Source organism: Micromonospora zingiberis (assembly GCF_004331455.1).
Classification (GTDB): Bacteria; Actinomycetota; Actinomycetes; order Mycobacteriales; family Micromonosporaceae; genus Micromonospora; species Micromonospora zingiberis.
In genome coordinates this window covers 286,135-303,871 of the sequence record NZ_SJJR01000001.1, presented here as the reverse complement: position 1 = coordinate 303,871, position 17,737 = coordinate 286,135, and the positions used below count along the sequence as shown (strand labels likewise).

The following is a 17,737-nucleotide window of genomic DNA, read 5'->3' as shown; positions in this document are numbered from 1 at the left end:
TGTCGCCGGACACACCTTTGATCCAAATCACGGCAGATGCAGATCCCGGTCCTTACCGGATAGGGTCGTTGCACCGACTGATGATCTCTGGGGAGGGTGTGTGCTGGTACTGGTGGCGGTCCATGCGCTGACAGCCGTGATCGCCCCGGCGCTGGTGCGGCTCTGGGGGCGGCAGGCCCTCTACCTGGTCGCGTTGGTACCCGGTGCGACGCTGGCGTGGGCGCTGACACATACGGCCACGGTCCGTTCCGGCGAGCCGGTGACCGAGACAGTGACCTGGGTCCCGCAGCTCGGCCTGGAACTCGCGCTGCGGATGGGGACGCTGTCCTGGCTGATGGTGGTGCTGGTCGGGGGCGTGGGTGCGCTGGTGCTGGCCTACAGCGCCCGCTACTTCCGCTCCGACGATCCCGGGCTGGGCCGGTTCGCCGCCGTCTTCCTCGCCTTCGCCGGCGCGATGCTCGGCCTGGTCGTCTCCGACGACCTGCTGCTGCTGTACGTGTTCTGGGAGCTGACCACCGTCTTCTCCTACCTGCTGATCGGCTACGACCCGGCCAAGCGGGCCAGCCGACGGGCCGCCATGCAGGCCCTGCTGGTGACCACGCTGGGTGGCCTGGCGATGCTCGCCGGGTTCGTCATGCTCGGCCAGCACGCCGGCAGCTACCGCTGGTCGGAGGTCGCGGAGAACCTGCCCGGCGGCGGCTATCTCGCGGCCGCCCTGGTGCTGATCCTGCTGGGCGCGTTGAGCAAGTCGGCGATCTTCCCGTTCAGCTTCTGGCTGCCGGGCGCGATGGCGGCACCCACCCCGGTCAGCGCGTACCTGCACGCCGCCGCCATGGTCAAGGCGGGCATCTTCCTGGTCGCCCTGATGGGCCCCGCCGTGGCGGAGGCCACCCCGTGGCGACCGGTGCTGCTCGTCACCGGGCTGATCACGATGTTCTTCGGCGGCTGGTCCGCGCTGCGGCAGGTCGACCTCAAGCTGCTGCTGGCGTACGGCACGGTCAGCCAGCTCGGCCTGCTCATGGTCGTCCTCGGCGCCGGCACCCGGGACACCGCACTGGCCGGCGTGGCCATGGTGCTGGCCCACGCGCTGTTCAAGGCCACCCTGTTCCTCACCGTCGGCGTCATCGACCACGCCACCGGCACCCGTGACCTGCGTGAACTCAGTGGTGTCGGGCGCCGGGCACCCGCCCTGGCGGTGGTCGCGGGACTGGCGGCGGCCTCCATGGCCGGCCTGCCGCCGATGGCCGGATTCGTCGCCAAGGAGGCGGCGGTCGAGGCGCTGCTGCACGGCGGCACCGCCGACCTGGTGGTGCTGGCCGGCGTGATCCTCGGTTCGGTGCTGACCGTGGCGTACACGCTGCGCTACCTGTGGGGTGCCTTCGCCGACAAGCCCGACACCCCGGCCACCACCGTGCGGCCGGTCTCCTGGTCCTTCCTCGCCCCGGCCGCGGTGCTCGCCCTTGCCGGCGTCGCCGTCGGCCTGCTCGCCCCGGCGGTGGATCGCCTGCTGGCCCCGTACGCCGATCTCTACCGGTCCGCCGAGCCCGGCTACCACCTGGCGTTGTGGCACGGCCTCACCCCGGCGCTCGGGCTGTCGGTGCTGGCCGTGGCCGGCGGCGCCGGGCTGTTCCACCTGATGCGCCGCGAGCGGGTCCGGGCCACCCTGCGGCTGCCGTTCGACGGCGCCGCCGTCTACAAGAAGTGCATCGCGCTGACCGACCGGCTCGCGGTGGAACTGACCGGTAAGACCCAGCGTGGTTCGTTGCCGTTCTACCTCGGGGTCATCCTGGTGGTGCTGGTCGTGCTGCCCGGTGGCACGCTGCTGGCCGGCAGCCCCTGGCCGCAGCGGTTCCACCTGTGGGACACGCCGTTGCAGGGGGTCGCCGGTGCCGTGGTGGTGATCGCCGCCGTGATGGCCGCCCGTGCCCTGCGCCGGCTCACCGCGATGATCCTGGTCGGCGTGGCCGGCTACGGCATCGCGTTGATGTTCATCCTGCACGGCGCACCCGACCTGGCGTTGACCCAGTTCCTGGTGGAGACCGTCACGATCGTCATGTTCGTGCTGGTGCTGCGCCGGCTGCCGGTCAAGTTCTCGGAACGTCCGATCCGTTCCAGCCGGCGCGGCCGGATCGCGATCGGGGTCGCCGTCGGCGCCGTCACCGCCGGCATGGCCTACGTCGCGACCGGCGCCCGCCAGGCCATCCCGATCTCCGTCGGCTTCCCCGACGAGGCGGTCTCCTACGGCGGCGGCAAGAACGTGGTCAACGTGACGCTGGTCGACATCCGGGCCTGGGACACCATGGGTGAGATCGCGGTGCTGGTGGTGGCCGCGACCGGCGTGGCCAGCCTGATCTTCCGGCGGGCCCGGGACCTCGACCGGCGCGGCGACATCCCCGGCGGCGGTCGGGCCGAGTCGACCCGGCCACGCTGGCTGACCACCGGTGCCACCGCCCGCGCGCAGTCGGTCATCCTCCAGGTGGTCACCCGGCTGCTGTTCCACGCCATCCTGCTGTTCTCCATCTACCTGCTGTTCAGCGGCCACAACGCCCCCGGCGGCGGGTTCGCCGCCGGCCTGGTGGCGGGCCTGGCCCTGGCCGTGCGCTACCTGGCCGGCGGTCGTACCGAACTCAACGGCGCCGCACCGGTCGACGCCGGGGTGGTGCTCGGCGCCGGACTCTTCGTCGCCGTCGGCACCGGGGTGGCCGCGTTGCTGCTCGGCGGGGAGTTCCTGCAGAGCGCCATGCTCGACTTCTACGTGCCGGTGCTGGGCAAGGTCCACTTCGTCACCTCGGCCTTCTTCGACGTCGGTGTCTACCTGATCGTCGTCGGTCTGGTGCTGGACATCCTGCGCAGCCTCGGCGCCGAGATGGACCGCCAACACGAGACCGAGGACGTCGAGGTACGGGAAAAGGAGCTGGTGTGAGTCCCAACCTCACCTACGTCATCGTGGTCGGCGTGCTCGTCGCCGCCGGTGTGACGCTGCTGCTCGAACGCAGCCTGACCCGGGTGCTGATGGGCGTCATCCTGCTCGGCAACGGCGCGAACCTGCTGCTGCTCACCGGCGGGCGAGCCGGCGGTGCGCCGATCGTCGGCAGCACCCCGCAGGAGGAGATGAGCGACCCGCTGCCCCAGGCGATGATCCTCACCGCCATCGTCATCACCCTCGGCATGACCGCCTTCCTGCTGGCCCTGGCGTACCGCAGTTGGCATCTCAACGGGCACGACGAGGTGCAGGACGACGTCGAGGACCGCCGGATCATGGACCTCGCCGAGCGGGACGAGGGACCGGGTGACGCCGACGCCGGCACCGGTGACGACGATGACGACGACACGGATACCAACAGCGACCGGTCGCTTGCCGCCTCGACCGACGCGGGGAGGGCTGGATGACGTACCTCGTTCCGCTGCCGGTGGTGATGCCACTGCTCGGCGCGGCACTGACGCTGCTGCTGGTGGGGCGCCCGCGCGCCCAGCGGTGGGTGAGCCTCACCGTGCTCACCGCCACCGTCGCGGTGGCCGTCCTGCTGCTGGTGCGGTCCAGCATCGACGGTCCGCTGGTGGTGGAGGTCGGCGGCTGGGTCGCCCCGCTGGGCATCGTGCTGGTGGCCGACCAACTCGCCGCGTTGATGCTGGTGGTCTCCGCCGCGGTGACCCTCTGCGTGCTGGTCTACTCCATCGGCCAGGGCATGGCCGACGGCAACGAGGAAACTCCGCTGTCGGTCTACCACCCCACCTACCTGGTGTTGACCGCCGGTGTGTGCAACGCCTTCCTCTCCGGCGACCTGTTCAACCTCTACGTCGGCTTCGAGATCCTGCTGGTCGCCAGCTACGTGCTGCTCACCCTGGGCAGCACCGAGACCCGGATCCGGGCCGGCACGACGTACGTCGTGGTCAGCCTGCTCTCCTCGGTGATCTTCCTGGTCGCCATCGGCCTGGTGTACGCCTCGACCGGCACGCTCAACCTGGCCCAGCTCGTCGACCGGCTGGACGCCCTCCCCGACGACCTGCGGCTGGTGTTGCAGGGCATGCTGCTGCTCGCCTTCGGCATCAAGGCGGCGGTGTTCCCGCTGTCGGCCTGGCTGCCGGACAGCTATCCCACCGCGCCGGCCCCGGTCACCGCCGTCTTCGCCGGCCTGCTGACCAAGGTCGGCGTGTACGCGATCATCCGTACCGAGACGCTGCTGTTCCCCGGCGGGCGGACGGCCACGTTGCTGCTGGTGACGGCGGTGCTGACGATGGTGGTCGGCATCCTCGGCGCGGTCGCCCAGTCCGACATCAAGCGGTTGCTGTCGTTCACCCTGATCAGCCACATCGGCTACATGCTCTTCGGCGTCGGGCTCACCTCGTCGCTCGGGCTCTCCGCGGCGATCTTCTACGTGGTGCACCACATCACCATCCAGACCACCCTGTTCCTCGCCGCCGGCCTGGTCGAACGAAGAGGCGGCAGCACCGCCATGGACCGTCTCGGCGGCCTGGCCCGGCTGTCGCCGATCCTGGCCGTGTTGTTCTTCGTACCCGCGTTGAACCTCGCCGGCATTCCACCGTTCTCCGGGTTCCTCGGCAAGCTCGGCCTGGTCCAGGCGGGCATCGACGACGGTGGCGTGCTGGCCTGGATCCTGGTCGGCGGTGGCCTGCTCACCAGCCTGCTCACCCTGTACGCCGTCGCCCGGGTGTGGAACCTGGCCTTCTGGCGGGCACCGCACCCGGAGATGCCGGAGGCCGGCGACGCCGCCCAGGCGGCCCGCACCAGTGGGGCGGAACAGCCGCACCAGCCCGTGCCCGCCGGGCAGAGCGGCGCCGTGCTGCCCGGCCTGATGATCGCGCCGACGGTGGCCCTGGTGGTCTTCGGTCTGGTGCTCACGTTGGTGGCCGGCCCGCTGTTCGACCTGAGCACGGACGCCGCCAACGACCTGCTGCAACGGACCCCGTACGTCGACGCCGTCTTCCCGGGAGGTGCGCCGTGAAGCCGGACCAGATGACTCCGGCGGAGCCGACCAGCCCGCCGAACCCGCCCCTGAGCCGGACGGCCGTACGCCGTAACCGGATCGTCGCGGTGACCTTCCTGGTCGTCGTCTGGGTGCTGCTCTGGGGCACGCTGTCCTGGGCCAACGTGATCAGCGGGCTGGTGGTGGCCACCATCCTGCTGACCGTGTTCCCGCTACCGCCGGTGACCTTCGCGGGGCGGATCCACCCACTGGGTACGGCCCGGTTCCTGGTGCGTTTCCTGCGGGACCTGGTCGTCGCCTCCGTCCAGATCGCCTGGTTGGCGCTGCGTCCCCGGCACGTGCCGCGCAGCGCCATCATCGCGGTGCGACTGCGGGTGAACACCGACCTCAATCTCACCCTCACCGCGGAGGCGTTGTCCCTGGTGCCGGGCAGCCTGATCCTGGAGGCCGACCGCAACTCCGGCACCCTGTTCATCCACGTCATCAACGTGGACAGCCTTTCCGAGGTGGAGAAGTTCCGGGGCGAGGTGCTGGAGTTGGAGGCCCGCATCGTCGCCGCCATCGGCTCGCCGGAGGAGCAGCGCCTCGTCCGCGAGAATCCACCGCCACCGGTCGACCTGGAAGGGGCAGCGGCATGACCATCGTCGCCGTGACCGTCACCGCGCTGCTCGCCGTGGCCGGCGCGCTCACCCTCGCCCGCATCATCCGTGGCCCGTCGATCCTGGACCGGGCCGTGGCCACCGACGTACTGCTGGCCATCATCGTCGCCGCCATCGCCACCGAGGCCGCCTACAGCCGCGACGCCACCGCCCTGCCGGTGCTGGTGGTCCTCGCCGTCCTCGGGTTCGTCGGATCGGTGAGCGTCGCCCGCTTCGCCGCCCGGAGAAACAAATGAACCTCGACGCCGTGCTCGACATCGTCGCCGCCGTCTGCCTGATCAGCGGCGCTCTGCTCAGCCTCGCCGCCGGGGTGGCCCTGGTGCGCTTCCCCGACCTGCTCACCCGGATGCACGCCGCGGCCAAGCCGCAGGTTCTCGGGCTGCTGCTGGTGCTGGTCGGGTGCGGTCTGCGGCTGCGGACCGGGGTGGACATCACCACGCTGGTGCTGGTCGGCATCTTCCAGCTGGCCACCGCCCCGGTCGCCGCGCACATGGTCGGTCGGGCCGGTTACCCGCACGACGACATCCGCAGCGACCTGCTCCTCACCGACGAACTCGCCGCCCACCTGGACCGGGTCGCCGAGGACCGACCCGAACCCACCCCCGCCTGACGCTCAATATCAATTGCCACCCCCACCCCAACTCCATACTCTCTCCCCGCGCCGCTCAGCGCGTCGATCATGCACTTGCTGTCGCGGCACAAGCCGCAAAAGTGACGTGTCGGCGACCAGAAGTGCAAGATCGGCGTGGGTCGGCGCGGGGTCGGCGTGGAGTTGGGGAGGTGGGGCATGGGGTTCGGTGTGCTTGCGGGGACGCGGGCGCCGGTGCGGGTGTGGACCGATCCGTACCGCGTCGAGGCGCAGGCTGCTCGGCAGTTGCGCAATATTGGAGGGCTGCCGTGGGTGCACGGGGTTGCGGTGATGCCGGACGTGCACTTCGGTAAGGGAGCCACGGTCGGGTCCGTGATCGCGATGCGGCAGGCCGTCTCGCCGGCCGCCGTCGGGGTGGACATCGGTTGCGGCATGTCGGCGGTACGCACCTCGCTGACCGCCGCGGACCTGCCCGACGACCTCGCCGGGCTGCGCCGGGCCATCGAGGAGGCCATCCCGGTCGGCTTCGCGCAGCGCGACGAGCCGGTCAATCCGCGTCGGATCCGGGGCCTGGAGCAGCGCGGCTGGGACGACTTCTGGCAGCGCTTCACCGGCCTGGACCGCAAGGTGGCGCAGCTGGAGACGCGGGCCCGGCGGCAGTTGGGCACCCTCGGCGGCGGCAACCACTTCATCGAGGTCTGCCTGGAGCAGGGCGGTGCGGACACCGGCCGGGTCTGGTTGATGCTGCACTCCGGGTCGCGCAACATCGGCAAGGAACTGGCCGAGCGGCACATGGCGGTGGCCCGGCGGCTGCCGCACAACGCCGACCTGCCCGACCGGGACCTGGCGGTCTTCCTCACCGGCACGCCCGAGATGGATGCCTACCGCCGGGACCTGTGGTGGGCGCAGGAGTACGCGCGGCGCAACCGGGCGATCATGCTCGCCGTGTTGACGAACCTGGTGCGGGACCGGTTTCCGCAGGTCAGCTACGACGAGCCGATCAGCTGCCACCACAACTACGTGGCCGAGGAGCGTTACGACGGGGTGGACGTGCTGGTCACCCGCAAGGGCGCGATCCGGGCCGGCACCGGCGACCTGGGCATCATTCCGGGATCGATGGGTACCGGGTCGTACATCGTGCGTGGCAAGGGCAATGAGGCGGCGTACTGCTCGGCGTCCCACGGGGCCGGGCGGCGGATGTCCCGTGCCCAGGCCAAGCGGACGTACAGCACCGACGACCTGGCGGCGCAGACGTCCGGAGTGGAGTGCCGCAAGGACGCCGGGGTGGTCGACGAGATCCCCGGCGCGTACAAGGACATCACCGAGGTGATGGCCCAGCAGCAGGATCTGGTCGAGGTGGTGGCACACCTCAAGCAGGTGGTCTGCGTGAAGGGCTGACGGATTCGTCCACGGGGGGTTACGAGGTCATGCGGGCAACTGGGGGACAGGCAGGGACGGCCGGTGCGTGGACGGTGCGGCTGGGCGATCGGCGCGGTCACCGGGCGCCCGCGCACCGGCCGGTCCGGGTCGCCGGCCTGACCGGCTACGTCGATCCGCTGGGCGTACGCCCGGGGGAGACACTGCGGGTGCACCTCTGCGCTCCGGCGGCGTACGAGGTCGCGGTGGGACGCCTCGGGCGCGACGCGTTGCTGCTGCCGGCGCCGGACGACGCGGCGGACCGGGCCGAGGTGACCTGGCTGGCGCGGGCGTCGTCGCCCACCGCGAACCGCCACGACGTGCACCCCGGTTCGTACGGCGTGGCCACGCCGGTCGACCGTCCGCGCACGGTGTCGGCCTGGGTGCGGGTGTGGCACCTGCCGGCCACCGTCGAGACGTCGAGTTGGGCGGCGGTCGTCAGCGACCTCGACTACCCGGACCGGTGCGGTTGGGCGCTCGGCATCGACGCCGACGGCCGCCCGGGGTGCTACGTCGGTGACGGCGGGCATCACGACCGGCTGAACTGGACCTTCGCCGATTCGTCGCTGCTGCACCGGCTCGGCGAATGGGTCCACCTCGCCGTCACCGTGGACGGTGACCGGGTCCGCCTCTGGGTCGACGGAACCACCGCCGCCGAGGGAACAGCAACGCCCGGTGCCGACCAGACCGGTGCCGCGGAGCAGACCGGTGCCGAGCAAGCCGGTGCGGCGCAGATCGGTGCGGCGACGGCCGGTGCGGTGATGGCCGGGGCGGCGATGGCCGGGGCGGCGACGGCCGGGGCGGTGCGGGTCGGTGCGGCGGCGCAGAGCGGCCTCGTCGACCACCTGTTGGACGGCGACGTGAGTGGCGTCGCCCTCTTCGCGCGGGCGCTGACCCGACCCGAGGTGATCGCCTTGACCGAGGACCGGGCGATGTCGCCGACCGTGCCGGTGGCGGCCGACGCGTTGCTCGCCCACTGGCCGCTGCGGGAACGCTCCGGCGCCACCGCGATGGACATCAGCGGCAACGAGCGGCACCTGAGCCTGGTGAACAGCCCCACGCTGAACCTTCCCGGGCCACCGGCCTCCCCGGCCATCGGCCGACCCGGCTACGACCCGGACGCCGACCTTACCCGGGGCGGCTGCATCCGGTTCTCCTCCGACGACCTGGTCGACTGCGGGTGGCCGGCCGGCGCCGAGATCGTCGTGCCCGAAGACGCCGACAGCGGCACCTACCACGTACGGGTGACGCTGGCCGGCGCCGACGACGAGCCCCTGGAACTGCCCTTCGTGGTGGTACGCCCGCAGCCCCGCCGCCCACGTTCGGTCGCGCTGCTCTACGCCACCTTCACTTGGACGGCGTACGCGCGCCGCGCCACCGACGGCGTACACATCCCGGGTCTCGCCTCCTCCGCCTACACCCGCAACCTCGGTGGCCGCCTCTTTTTCCAGCTCGGGATGCGGATGCCGTTGCCCCGGGTGCAGCCGTTCGCGCACCGCAGTCACCTGCGCGACGCGACCCTGCACCAGCACCTGGTCCGGCCCGAGCGGCACGCCGAGTCCTGGCTGGCCCGGGAGGGTTACGCCTACGAGTGCATCACCGACGTGGAACTCGACGCGGATCCGGCGCTGCTGGAGCGGTTCGCCGCGCTGATGATCGTCGGGCACAACGAGTACTGGACGCAGCACATGCGCGACGGCGTGGAGAACTACCTGCGCGGTGGCGGGAACGTGGTCTGCCTCAGCGGCAACACGGCGTTCTGGCGGGTCAGCTACCACCCGGACAGCAAGGTGATCGAGACCCGCAAGACGACCCATCCGGGGGAGGGCATCGGCGACGCCTGGCTGCCGCCGCAGGAGTGGGGCGAGCGTTGGCACACCGACGGCCGTCCGGGCGGCAAGTGGTCCCACCTCGGGCAGCCGACCAGCGAGCTGCTGGGGCTGGAGACGCTGGGCTGGATCGACAGCGGCGACCGGAGCGCGTACGCATCCTTCACGGTCACCGCGCCGGAGCACTTCCTGTTCCACGACCCGCACCCGGTGCCGGTCGAGGCCGGCAACCTGATCGGCACCCGCTCCCACGACGGCCCGGCGGTCAGCGGCTACGAGATGGACGGGCTGCCGCAGGCGCAGGGCATGCCGGCGCTGGATCCCGCCGGGCTGACCGTACTGGCCCAGGCCGAGCACGGCGAACGGTTCGTCGCGCACTGGGGCACGGATCAGGGGCACGGCGCGGACCTGATCTACTGGGAACGCCCGGCGGGTGGCCGGGTGCTCAACGCCGGGGCGACCAACTATCCGGGGGCCCTCGCGGTCGACCCGGGCCTACAGGCGCTCACCTGCAACGTCCTGCACCACATGGGCGTGGACCGGTCCTGAACCGGCCCGCCACGACCTGGTCGCGGTAGGTTGCACTGTCATGGCCACCGCCGCAGATGTCCGTCGCGCCCTCGCCGGTCTCGCCGACCCGGACCGGGCGGCCGGGGTGAGCCGGTACCTGCAGATGGTGCCCGGCGGGTACGGCGAGGGCGACCGGGCCATCGGTGTCGCCGTGCCGCAGCAGCGCAGGGTGGCCGGCCGGTACTGGCGTGACCTGCCCCTCGACGAGGTGGCGACGCTGCTGACCAGCGACGTGCACGAGGAGCGGCTGACGGCGATCTTCATCCTGGTGCGCAGGTTCACCAGGGGCGACGAGGCGGAACGTGACACGATCGTCCGCCTGGTGCTGGCCAACACCGACCGGATCGACAACTGGGATCTGGTGGACTCGTGCGCGCCGTACCTGCTCGGTCCCTGGCTGCTCGACAGGGACCGCAGCGTACTCGACCGACTGGCCGCGTCCGACCTGGTGTGGGAGCGGCGGATGGCCATCATGGCCACGTTCGCCTTCATCAGGGTCGGTGACTTCGAGTGGACCTTCCGGCTCGGCGAACGGCTGTTGCGTGATCCGCACGACCTGGTCCACAAGGCGGTCGGTTGGATGCTGCGCGAGGTGGGCAACCGGGACCGCGCGGCGGCCGAGCGGTTCCTGACCCGGTGGCACCGGGACATGCCCCGGGTGATGCTGCGGTACGCGATCGAGAAGTTCGAACCCCGGCGCCGCCGGGAGTACCTGACCGGCCTGCCCACCCCGCCTGCCCTACAGCACGGCGCGCAGGCCGGGTAGGCGTCGAGCCGGTATGGCGACGGCCGCGCTGACCACGATGGCAAGCGCCGAGACGATGGCGAACGTGGCCAGGGTGGGCAGCGCGGCACCGGCGAGGGCGAACTGGAGGGCCACCACGATCGGCAGATGGATCAGGTAGATCGCGTAGGAGCTGGCAGCCAGCGCGCGGCTGAGCTTGTGGTGGCCGGTGAAGGCGTCCCGGAACAGGGTGAGCAGCCCGACACTCAGCCCGACACAGATGACCGTCTCCACGAGGGTCCAACACGCCGACGCGGCGGAGGCGCCGCCGGTGGCGAAGTAGGCGGTGTCCGTACCGGTGACGAAGAGGCCGGCGGTGAGCGCCAGGCCGATCGCCAGCCAGGTGTAACCGACCCGGCGGGACAGGTGGCGCAGCCAGTCGTAGCGGTAGGCCAGCACTCCGGCGGCGAAGAAGGCGGTGTACTGGGCCAGGCGGGCCGGTTCGGCCTGGATGAACTCGAACAGCGGCACCCACTCGTCGAGCGGGTAGCGGATCCGGACCAGGAACGCGACCACCGTCAGCGCGAGGGTGAGGCCGAGCAGGGCCCGGTGGCCGGGAGTGCGGGTCAGCCACCCAGGGGCCGGGCGGCGCCGGTACCGGCCGACCAGGCGGGCCACCGTCCGGCAGGCGAGGTAGAGCAGGCTGAACACGAGCAGGTTCTGGATGAACCAGAGGTGCCCGAACTGTAGGTCCGGCCAGATCGGGCCGGTCCATCCGGCCGGCTCGGCGCTGAAGCCGAGGAAGACGTCCCGGTAATAGCGACCGAACGAGATCGGTGGGTTGCCGCGGTACTGGACGTAGTAGGTGTACATCAGTGCCGGAATGATGGTGGCGGAGCCGACCAGGAACGGGATGCCGAGCCGGGTGAGCCGGCCACGGGTGAACCCCCATCCGCCCTTGCGGTCCACCGAGCGGGGCACCAGGTACGCGGCGACGAAGAACAACAGGCTCATCCGGAACGCCCCGCCGACGGCCGACACGGTGGCCAGTTCCTCGGTCCGCTGGTCGCTTCGGAAATACCACCAGTCGGCCGGCCCGTACGGCTGGGCGGCGTGATGGATCACCACCATCAGGATCATCGCCACCCGCAGGTTGTCCAGGTAATGCAGGTGGGGCCGCCGGGGTTGTTGGTCAGGCGGGTGCACGGACGACGCCGCCGGGCCGCGCGAGGAGATGCTGTTCATGTGTTCAACGTACTGAACAACTGTTTAGTCTGGCATCGGGTGGCCCCCGGGGGTCGGCCTCGGGGATGACCCCGAGGTGACCGGCCCGCGCGGTGTCGCTGCCGGCGGCGGTCGCGCGGTGGCATACGGTTCGTGCATGCGAGCGACGCCGGCATCGGACCTGACCGGGCGGGCGCGGCTGCGCGCGGCCGCCCTGCGGCTCTTCGCCGAGCGTGGGTTCGGGGCCACGTCGGTACGGGCGGTGGCCGCCGCGGCGGGCCTGTCTCCCGCGCTGGTGGTCCACCACTTCGGCTCGAAGGAGGGCCTGCGCGCGGCGGTGGACGAGGACGTCCTCGACCGCATCGGCGCCGCGCTGCGCGACATCGACGGCACCGAGGACCTGATGGCCTCGCTCGGTGCGGTCTCGGCCCGGATGTTCGGCGCCGATCCGCTGCTGCGCGGCTACCTGCGCCGGGTCCTGCTGGAGGAGAGCCCGTCCAGCGCCGCCCTGTTCGCCCGGCTGTTGGCCGGCGCCCGCGTCGAACTGGACCGGCTGGCCGCCGCCGAAGAGGGCCGGATCGACGGCGATCCACAGTGGGCACCGTTCCAGATGCTCTGCCTGATCCTCGGGCCGCTGCTGTTGGAGCCGGTCATGCAGCCGAATCTGGACCAACCGATGTTCGACCCGCAGGTGCTGGCCCGGCGCAGCGCCGCGAACCAGCGGTTGCTGCGGCACGGGCTGTTCGGAGCGACGCCGGACGCCGAGGGATAACCGCCCTCTTCGTACGGCCGAATGAGTCGGGTCAGCCGCTCCACTTCGGTCGGTCACGCGATAAATCAACTATCCGGCCGGCTCGAAAAAATTGGCCGACATCAGTCGATCGGCACCAGGTGAGTCGCGTACGCGACGGGGTTGTCGTGTTGTGGTAGTTGTGTCGATGCGGTGACTGTCAAATCCATGCTGGGATTGCTGGGGAGTTCGGGTGGGCGAGGCCGACGAGCCGGTACGGGTGCTGATTTCTTATGCCCATCAGGATTCTGATCATCAGGAGGCGGTCCGGCGACTATGGACGCTGCTCCGGGTGCACGGAATTGACGCGCGCCTCGATCTGAGCGCGGCGGCCCAGCGGGAGTTCTGGCCGGCGTGGATGTCCGAGCAGCTCCGGGCGGCGCGGTACGTGTTGCTGGTGGCCTCGGCGGCCTATCGCGAGCGGGGTGAGGGTCGGGGCGAGACGTCGGTGGGCCGGGGCGTGCGCTGGGAGTCCCGGCAGTTGATGGAGCGGTGGTATGCCGACGAGAAGGCCGGCCTGCGTTCCATCCTGCCCGTGGTGCTGCCCGGCAGTGACCCGACCGAACTACCGGACTGGATGTTGCCGTCGGGCGCGACGGTGTACCACGTCGAGGAGTTCACCCTGGCCGGTGCCGAGGCACTGCTGCGGGTGCTGACCGACCAGCCGCTCGACGTGGAACCGCCGCTGGGTCGGGTGCCCGCGCTGCCGGCCCGACCGGCGGCCGACCTGACGCCACCGGCCTTCGTCAGCCGCAGCGGCCTGCGTACCGAGTTGGTGGTCGACGCGCGGGTGGTCGATCAGACGCTGACCTGCGAGGTGACGCTGGCCGAAGCGCCGCTGTGCCGGCGGGAGGCCGTCCTGCCTCCGGAGTTGACGAACGTCTGGTCCGCGCTGTCGGCGGGGCCGAAGGCCGCGCAGGAACGGTTGCTCGCCGCCGGACGCGCGCTGACCCGGGCGGTGTTCGACGAGGCGGGACAGCGGCTGGTCGCGGACCTGGTGGCCGGGCTCCGGCCACAGGACGAGTTGGCGGTGGTGTGGCGTGCGTCCGGCCCGGCGCTGGCGGTGCCGGTGGAGGCGCTGCGGCTGACCAGCAGCGGCGGCGAGGAACTCGGCCCGCTGGCGTTGATCGGTGGGGTCAGCGTACGTCGGCAACTCGGCGACACCGGCCCGCGGCCGGAGACGACCGGGTTGCCCGGCCCGTTGCGGGTGCTGGCGGCGGTGGCGGCACCGGAGGAGAGCCGGACGGCGAACACTCCGCTGGACGTCGAGGCGGAGATGCAGGCGCTGCTGGACGCCGTCGGTGAACTCGCCGCCGGCGCGAACGGTCAGGTACGCATCCTGGAGGTCGCGTCGCTGTCGCAGATCACCGCCGCGCTCCGGTCGAGCGACTACCACGTACTGCACCTGTCGGCACACGGGTCACCGTCGTCGGTGGAGTTGGAGGACGAGGACGGCAACCCGCAGCAGGTGCGCTGCCGGGATCTGATCAACGCGATCCGGGATGCCAAGGCGGCGGTCCCGTTGATCGTACTGTCGTCGTGCGCGGGTGCCGCGGGCGGCGGCGAGGCGATCGCGGCCGGGCTGATCGACGCGGGCGCGGACCGGGTGGTGGCGATGCAGGCGACGGTCAGCGACCGGTACGCCACCCAGTTGCTCGCCCAGTTCTACCGGGAACTGGCCACCGGCCCGGGTCGGCATCCGGCCGGTGCCCTGGCCCGGGCCCGCCGTGCCGTGGAGCGCGCCCGGCGGTCCACCGACGAGACGCCGCTGCCCGAGTACGCGGTGGCGACCCTGTTGTGCGCCGGCGCGGACCGCCCGCTGATCGAGGCGGCCCGTCCGCCCGTCCCGCTGCCCGCCAACGCGATGCCCTCCGGCACCTCCGTCCGCGAGCTGGGCATCGGCCAGCTGATCGGCCGCCGGACCCAGCTGCGGGAGGGCACGGCGGCGCTGCGGCGTACCGAGTCGGCACGAGACCGGCACGGCACGATCAGCGGCGTGCAGTTGATCGGTGTCGGCGGCATCGGCAAGACCGCCGTCGCCGGCCGGCTGGCCACCCGGGTTCGCGGCGACGGGATGCTGCCGGTGGTGCACGACGGCCGCTGGAACCCGTCCGCTCTCTTCGCCGCCCTGGCCGCCACGCTGGACGCCGTACGCCCCGGTGACGCGGCGGCGGCGGTCCTGGTCGCCGCCGACCTGCCGGACACCGCCAAGGTGGGGCTGGTCGGGCAGTTGCTGGCGACGGTGCCGGTGCTGCTCGTCTTCGACGACTTCGAGCAGAACCTGACCCCGGGCGGTGGACAGTTCCTCGATCCCGCCTTCGACGAGGTCTTCACCGGCTGGTGCGACGGCGCCGACGTCGGCGCGATCCTGGTGACCTGCCGGTACCCGCTGCCCGGCGACGACCGCTACCTGGTGTCCATTCCGGTCGGGCCGCTCTCCCCGGCGGAACTGCGTCGCCTGCTGTTGCGGCTGCCCGCGCTGCGCGGCCTGACCGGCGAGGACCTGCGCCTGCTGATCCGCACCATCGGCGGGCACCCCCGGCTCATCGAGTACGTCGACGCCCTGCTGCGCGGGCGCCCGACCCGGCTGCGACAGGTGCAGAACAAGCTGCGCGACCTGGCCCGACGCGAGGGCATCGACCTCAAGCGCCCCAGACCGGTCGGCGCCGCCGTCGAGGACGCCCTGCTGCTCGGCGGCGCCGACATCCTCCTGGACGAGCTGCTCGACCTGCTCACCGACCACGAACGCGAGGTGCTGCGACAGCTGTCGGTCAGCCGCGCGCCGATGACCCTGGACGACCTCGCCCAGGCCATGGCCGATGCGACCCTCGCGGACCAACTGGCGGCCGAGACCGAGCGCCTCGCCGACCTCACCCTGCTCGCCCCCGGCGACACCATCCTGGTCCACCCGTGGACCGCCGAGCTGCTCGACCGCCGCCCCGACCCCGACCGCAGCCGCCGCCACGAACAGGCCCTGCGGATGCGGCTGAACCGCCTCGAAAACGGTCGGATGGCGTACGAGGATCTGATCGACATTCCCCGGCACCTGGCCGCCCTCGGCAGGTTCAACGAGATCACCGGTCTCGCCACCGAGGTCGCCGCCGCCCTACCGGGGGTGCTGGCCGCCAGCGCCTACCTGGCCGAGATCCGTCCGCTGATCCCCAGCACGGAACGGGCCTGGTACTACATCGCCAAACGCGAGTACGAGGCGATCCGGGCGGCCGGCGAGCTGCGTAGCGCCCGTGGGCTGCTGGAACAGATGAAGGAGAACATCGACCAGCGGATCGCGGCTGATCCGCTCAGCGATCACAACCTGGCCGATCTGTCGGTGTTGCTGGTCGACCTGGGCGATCTCGCCACCGACATCGGAGACCTGGACACCGCCCGCCGGCACTTCGAGTCGGCACTGCAGACCTTCCCCGCCGATGAGGCCAGCATCCGGTCGAACAGTTGGTGGCAGAAGCGGCCCGCGGTCATCCGCGACCGGCTGGGGAAGATCGCGAGTGCGGCCGGGGACCTGAGCGGCGCCCGCGAGCACTTCGAGACCGCCTCCGCGATCGTGCAGCGGCTGGTCGCCGACGATCCGGCCAACACCGAGTGGCAGCGTGACCTGTCGGTCAGCCACAACCGGTTGGGCGAGGTGGCGCGGCTGGTGGGCGACGGGGCTTCCGCGCGGGAGCACTTCGAGGCGGCTCGGGCGATCCGGCAGCAGTTGGTGGCCGCTGATCCGGCCAACGCCGAGTGGCGGCGGGGCCTGTCGGTCAGTCACGACCGCCTGGGCGATGTGGCGATGACGGTGGGTGACCTGGCCGACGCCCGGGAGCACTACGCGGCGGCCCTGGCGATTCGGCAGCAGTTGGTGGCCGCCGACCCGGCGAACGCCGAGTGGCAGCGGGACCTGTCGATCAGCCGGAACCGGCTGGGTGAGGTGGCGGTGGCGGTGGGCGATCTGGCCGCCGCGCGGGAGCATTTCGAGGCCGCGTTGGTGGTCGCGCAGCGGCTGGTGGCCGCCGATCCGGCGAACGCCGAGTGGCAGCGTGACCTGGCGATCAGCCGGAACCGGCTGGGTGACGTGGCGGTGGCGGTAGGGGATCTGGTCAGCGCCCGGGAGCACTTCGAGGACGGGGCGGCGATCGTGCAACGGTGGGTCGCGGCCGATCCGACCAACGCGGAGTGGCAGCGGGACCTGTCGATCAGCCGGAACAAGTTGGGCGGGGTGGCGCGACTGGTGGGGGATCTGGCCGCTGCCCGGGAGCACTTCGAGGCGGGGCTGGTGGTCGCGCAGCGGCTGGTGGCCGCCGATCCGGCCAATGCCGAGTGGCAGCGTGACCTGTCGGTCAGTTACAACCGGGTGGGGGAGATGGCCCGACTGGCCGGGGAGGTGACGGCCGCCCGGGAGCATTTCGAGGCGAGCCGGGTGATCGCGCAGCGCCTGGCGTCCGCCGATCCGGCCAATGCCGAGTGGCAGCGGGACCTGTCGATCAGCCGGAACAAGCTGGGTGACGTGGCGGTGGAGGAGGGGGATCTGGCGGGTGCCAAGGAGCATTTCGAGGCGGGGCTGGTGATCGCGCAGCGGCTGGCGTCCGCCGATCCGGCCAATGCCGAGTGGCAGCGGGACCTGTCGATCAGCCGGGACCGGTTGGGTGACGTGGCGGTGGAGGAGGGGGACCTGGCGGCGGCCAAGGAGCATTTCGAGGCCGGTCTGGCGATCGCCCAACGGCTCGCCGCCGCCGATCCGGCCAACGTGCAGTGGCAGCGCGACCTGGCGATCAGCCATGAGCGGCTGGGTGAGGTGGCGCAGTCGGTAGGGGATCCGGCCGCTGCGCGGGAGCATTTGACGACCGCGTTGGCAATTCGGCAGCAGTTGGTCGACGGCTCGGGCAACGTCGATTCGCAGCGGCATCTCGGCGCGCTCATCCGCAAGATCGAGCGCCTCGATTCCGGCGCGGAACAGACCGAGGCGGAGCAGGCCGGCGCGGAGTGACGGGAG

The 17,737-nt window shown here is 71.5% G+C and carries 12 protein-coding genes; 11 read left to right on the top strand and 1 reads right to left on the bottom strand.

Features of this window, described 5'->3' with window-relative positions; translation table 11 throughout:
• Nucleotides 1-100 precede the first annotated feature (100 nt).
• The 9 genes from E0H26_RS01360 to E0H26_RS01320 all read left to right on the top strand — a co-directional run bounded on the left by E0H26_RS01360 (nt 101) and on the right by E0H26_RS01320 (nt 10,775).
• Nucleotides 101-2,923, top strand: a complete 2,823-nt coding sequence (locus E0H26_RS01360; protein ID WP_131299822.1) for a Na+/H+ antiporter subunit A — start codon at nt 101-103, stop codon at nt 2,921-2,923.
• On the top strand, nt 2,920-3,390 hold the full coding sequence (locus E0H26_RS01355) for a Na(+)/H(+) antiporter subunit C (RefSeq protein WP_131299820.1): 471 nt from the start codon (nt 2,920-2,922) through the stop codon (nt 3,388-3,390). Before E0H26_RS01360 ends, E0H26_RS01355 begins: the two co-directional genes overlap by 4 nt.
• Complete coding sequence (locus tag E0H26_RS01350; RefSeq protein WP_131299817.1) at nt 3,387-4,964, top strand: Na+/H+ antiporter subunit D; 1,578 nt, start codon at nt 3,387-3,389, stop codon at nt 4,962-4,964. The genes E0H26_RS01355 and E0H26_RS01350 overlap by 4 nt, the downstream gene beginning before the upstream one ends.
• The gene (locus E0H26_RS01345; protein WP_240741951.1) at nt 4,961-5,584 is read left to right on the top strand and encodes a Na+/H+ antiporter subunit E; all 624 of its coding nucleotides are present in this window, start codon (nt 4,961-4,963) and stop codon (nt 5,582-5,584) included. Before E0H26_RS01350 ends, E0H26_RS01345 begins: the two co-directional genes overlap by 4 nt.
• Nucleotides 5,581-5,841: a monovalent cation/H+ antiporter complex subunit F gene (locus E0H26_RS01340; RefSeq protein ID WP_131299814.1), complete on the top strand. Its 261-nt coding sequence runs from the start codon at nt 5,581-5,583 to the stop codon at nt 5,839-5,841. The genes E0H26_RS01345 and E0H26_RS01340 overlap by 4 nt, the downstream gene beginning before the upstream one ends.
• Complete coding sequence (gene mnhG / locus E0H26_RS01335) at nt 5,838-6,215, top strand: monovalent cation/H(+) antiporter subunit G (RefSeq protein WP_131299812.1); 378 nt, start codon at nt 5,838-5,840, stop codon at nt 6,213-6,215. Before E0H26_RS01340 ends, mnhG begins: the two co-directional genes overlap by 4 nt.
• 177 nt (nt 6,216-6,392) lie before the next feature.
• The gene (locus E0H26_RS01330; RefSeq protein WP_131299809.1) at nt 6,393-7,592 is read left to right on the top strand and encodes an RtcB family protein; all 1,200 of its coding nucleotides are present in this window, start codon (nt 6,393-6,395) and stop codon (nt 7,590-7,592) included.
• Between the two features lie 74 nt (nt 7,593-7,666).
• Nucleotides 7,667-9,988, top strand: coding sequence for a LamG domain-containing protein (locus E0H26_RS01325; protein WP_165521726.1), 2,322 nt, complete (start codon nt 7,667-7,669; stop codon nt 9,986-9,988).
• Between the two features lie 40 nt (nt 9,989-10,028).
• Complete coding sequence (locus E0H26_RS01320) at nt 10,029-10,775, top strand: DNA alkylation repair protein (RefSeq protein ID WP_131299803.1); 747 nt, start codon at nt 10,029-10,031, stop codon at nt 10,773-10,775.
• On the opposite strand, the gene E0H26_RS01315 is transcribed toward E0H26_RS01320, so the two are convergent.
• Nucleotides 10,749-11,978 (bottom strand): acyltransferase family protein, encoded by a 1,230-nt coding sequence (locus E0H26_RS01315; protein ID WP_131299800.1) that lies wholly within the window; start codon nt 11,976-11,978, stop codon nt 10,749-10,751. The two genes, E0H26_RS01320 and E0H26_RS01315, sit on opposite strands and share 27 nt — an antisense overlap.
• Before the next feature lie 136 nt (nt 11,979-12,114).
• Here E0H26_RS01315 and E0H26_RS01310 point away from each other — a divergent pair, with 136 nt between their 5' ends.
• Nucleotides 12,115-12,729: a TetR/AcrR family transcriptional regulator gene (locus tag E0H26_RS01310; protein WP_131299797.1), complete on the top strand. Its 615-nt coding sequence runs from the start codon at nt 12,115-12,117 to the stop codon at nt 12,727-12,729.
• A gap of 211 nt (nt 12,730-12,940) precedes the next feature.
• A complete protein-coding gene (locus E0H26_RS01305; protein WP_131299795.1) occupies nt 12,941-17,731 on the top strand; it encodes a CHAT domain-containing protein in 4,791 nt (1,596 codons plus the stop codon).
• Nucleotides 17,732-17,737 lie beyond the last annotated feature (6 nt).

What these genes read in the sequence shown, in the direction of transcription:
- E0H26_RS01340 (WP_131299814.1), top strand. Translation starts at nt 5,581, where the DNA reads ATGACCATCGTCGCCGTGACCGTCACCGCGCTGCTCGCCGTGGCCGGC.
- E0H26_RS01315 (WP_131299800.1), bottom strand. Translation starts at nt 11,978, where the DNA reads ATGAACAGCATCTCCTCGCGCGGCCCGGCGGCGTCGTCCGTGCACCCG.
- E0H26_RS01320 (WP_131299803.1), top strand. Translation starts at nt 10,029, where the DNA reads ATGGCCACCGCCGCAGATGTCCGTCGCGCCCTCGCCGGTCTCGCCGAC.
- E0H26_RS01330 (WP_131299809.1), top strand. Translation starts at nt 6,393, where the DNA reads ATGGGGTTCGGTGTGCTTGCGGGGACGCGGGCGCCGGTGCGGGTGTGG.
- mnhG (WP_131299812.1), top strand. Translation starts at nt 5,838, where the DNA reads ATGAACCTCGACGCCGTGCTCGACATCGTCGCCGCCGTCTGCCTGATC.
- E0H26_RS01310 (WP_131299797.1), top strand. Translation starts at nt 12,115, where the DNA reads ATGCGAGCGACGCCGGCATCGGACCTGACCGGGCGGGCGCGGCTGCGC.
- E0H26_RS01350 (WP_131299817.1), top strand. Translation starts at nt 3,387, where the DNA reads ATGACGTACCTCGTTCCGCTGCCGGTGGTGATGCCACTGCTCGGCGCG.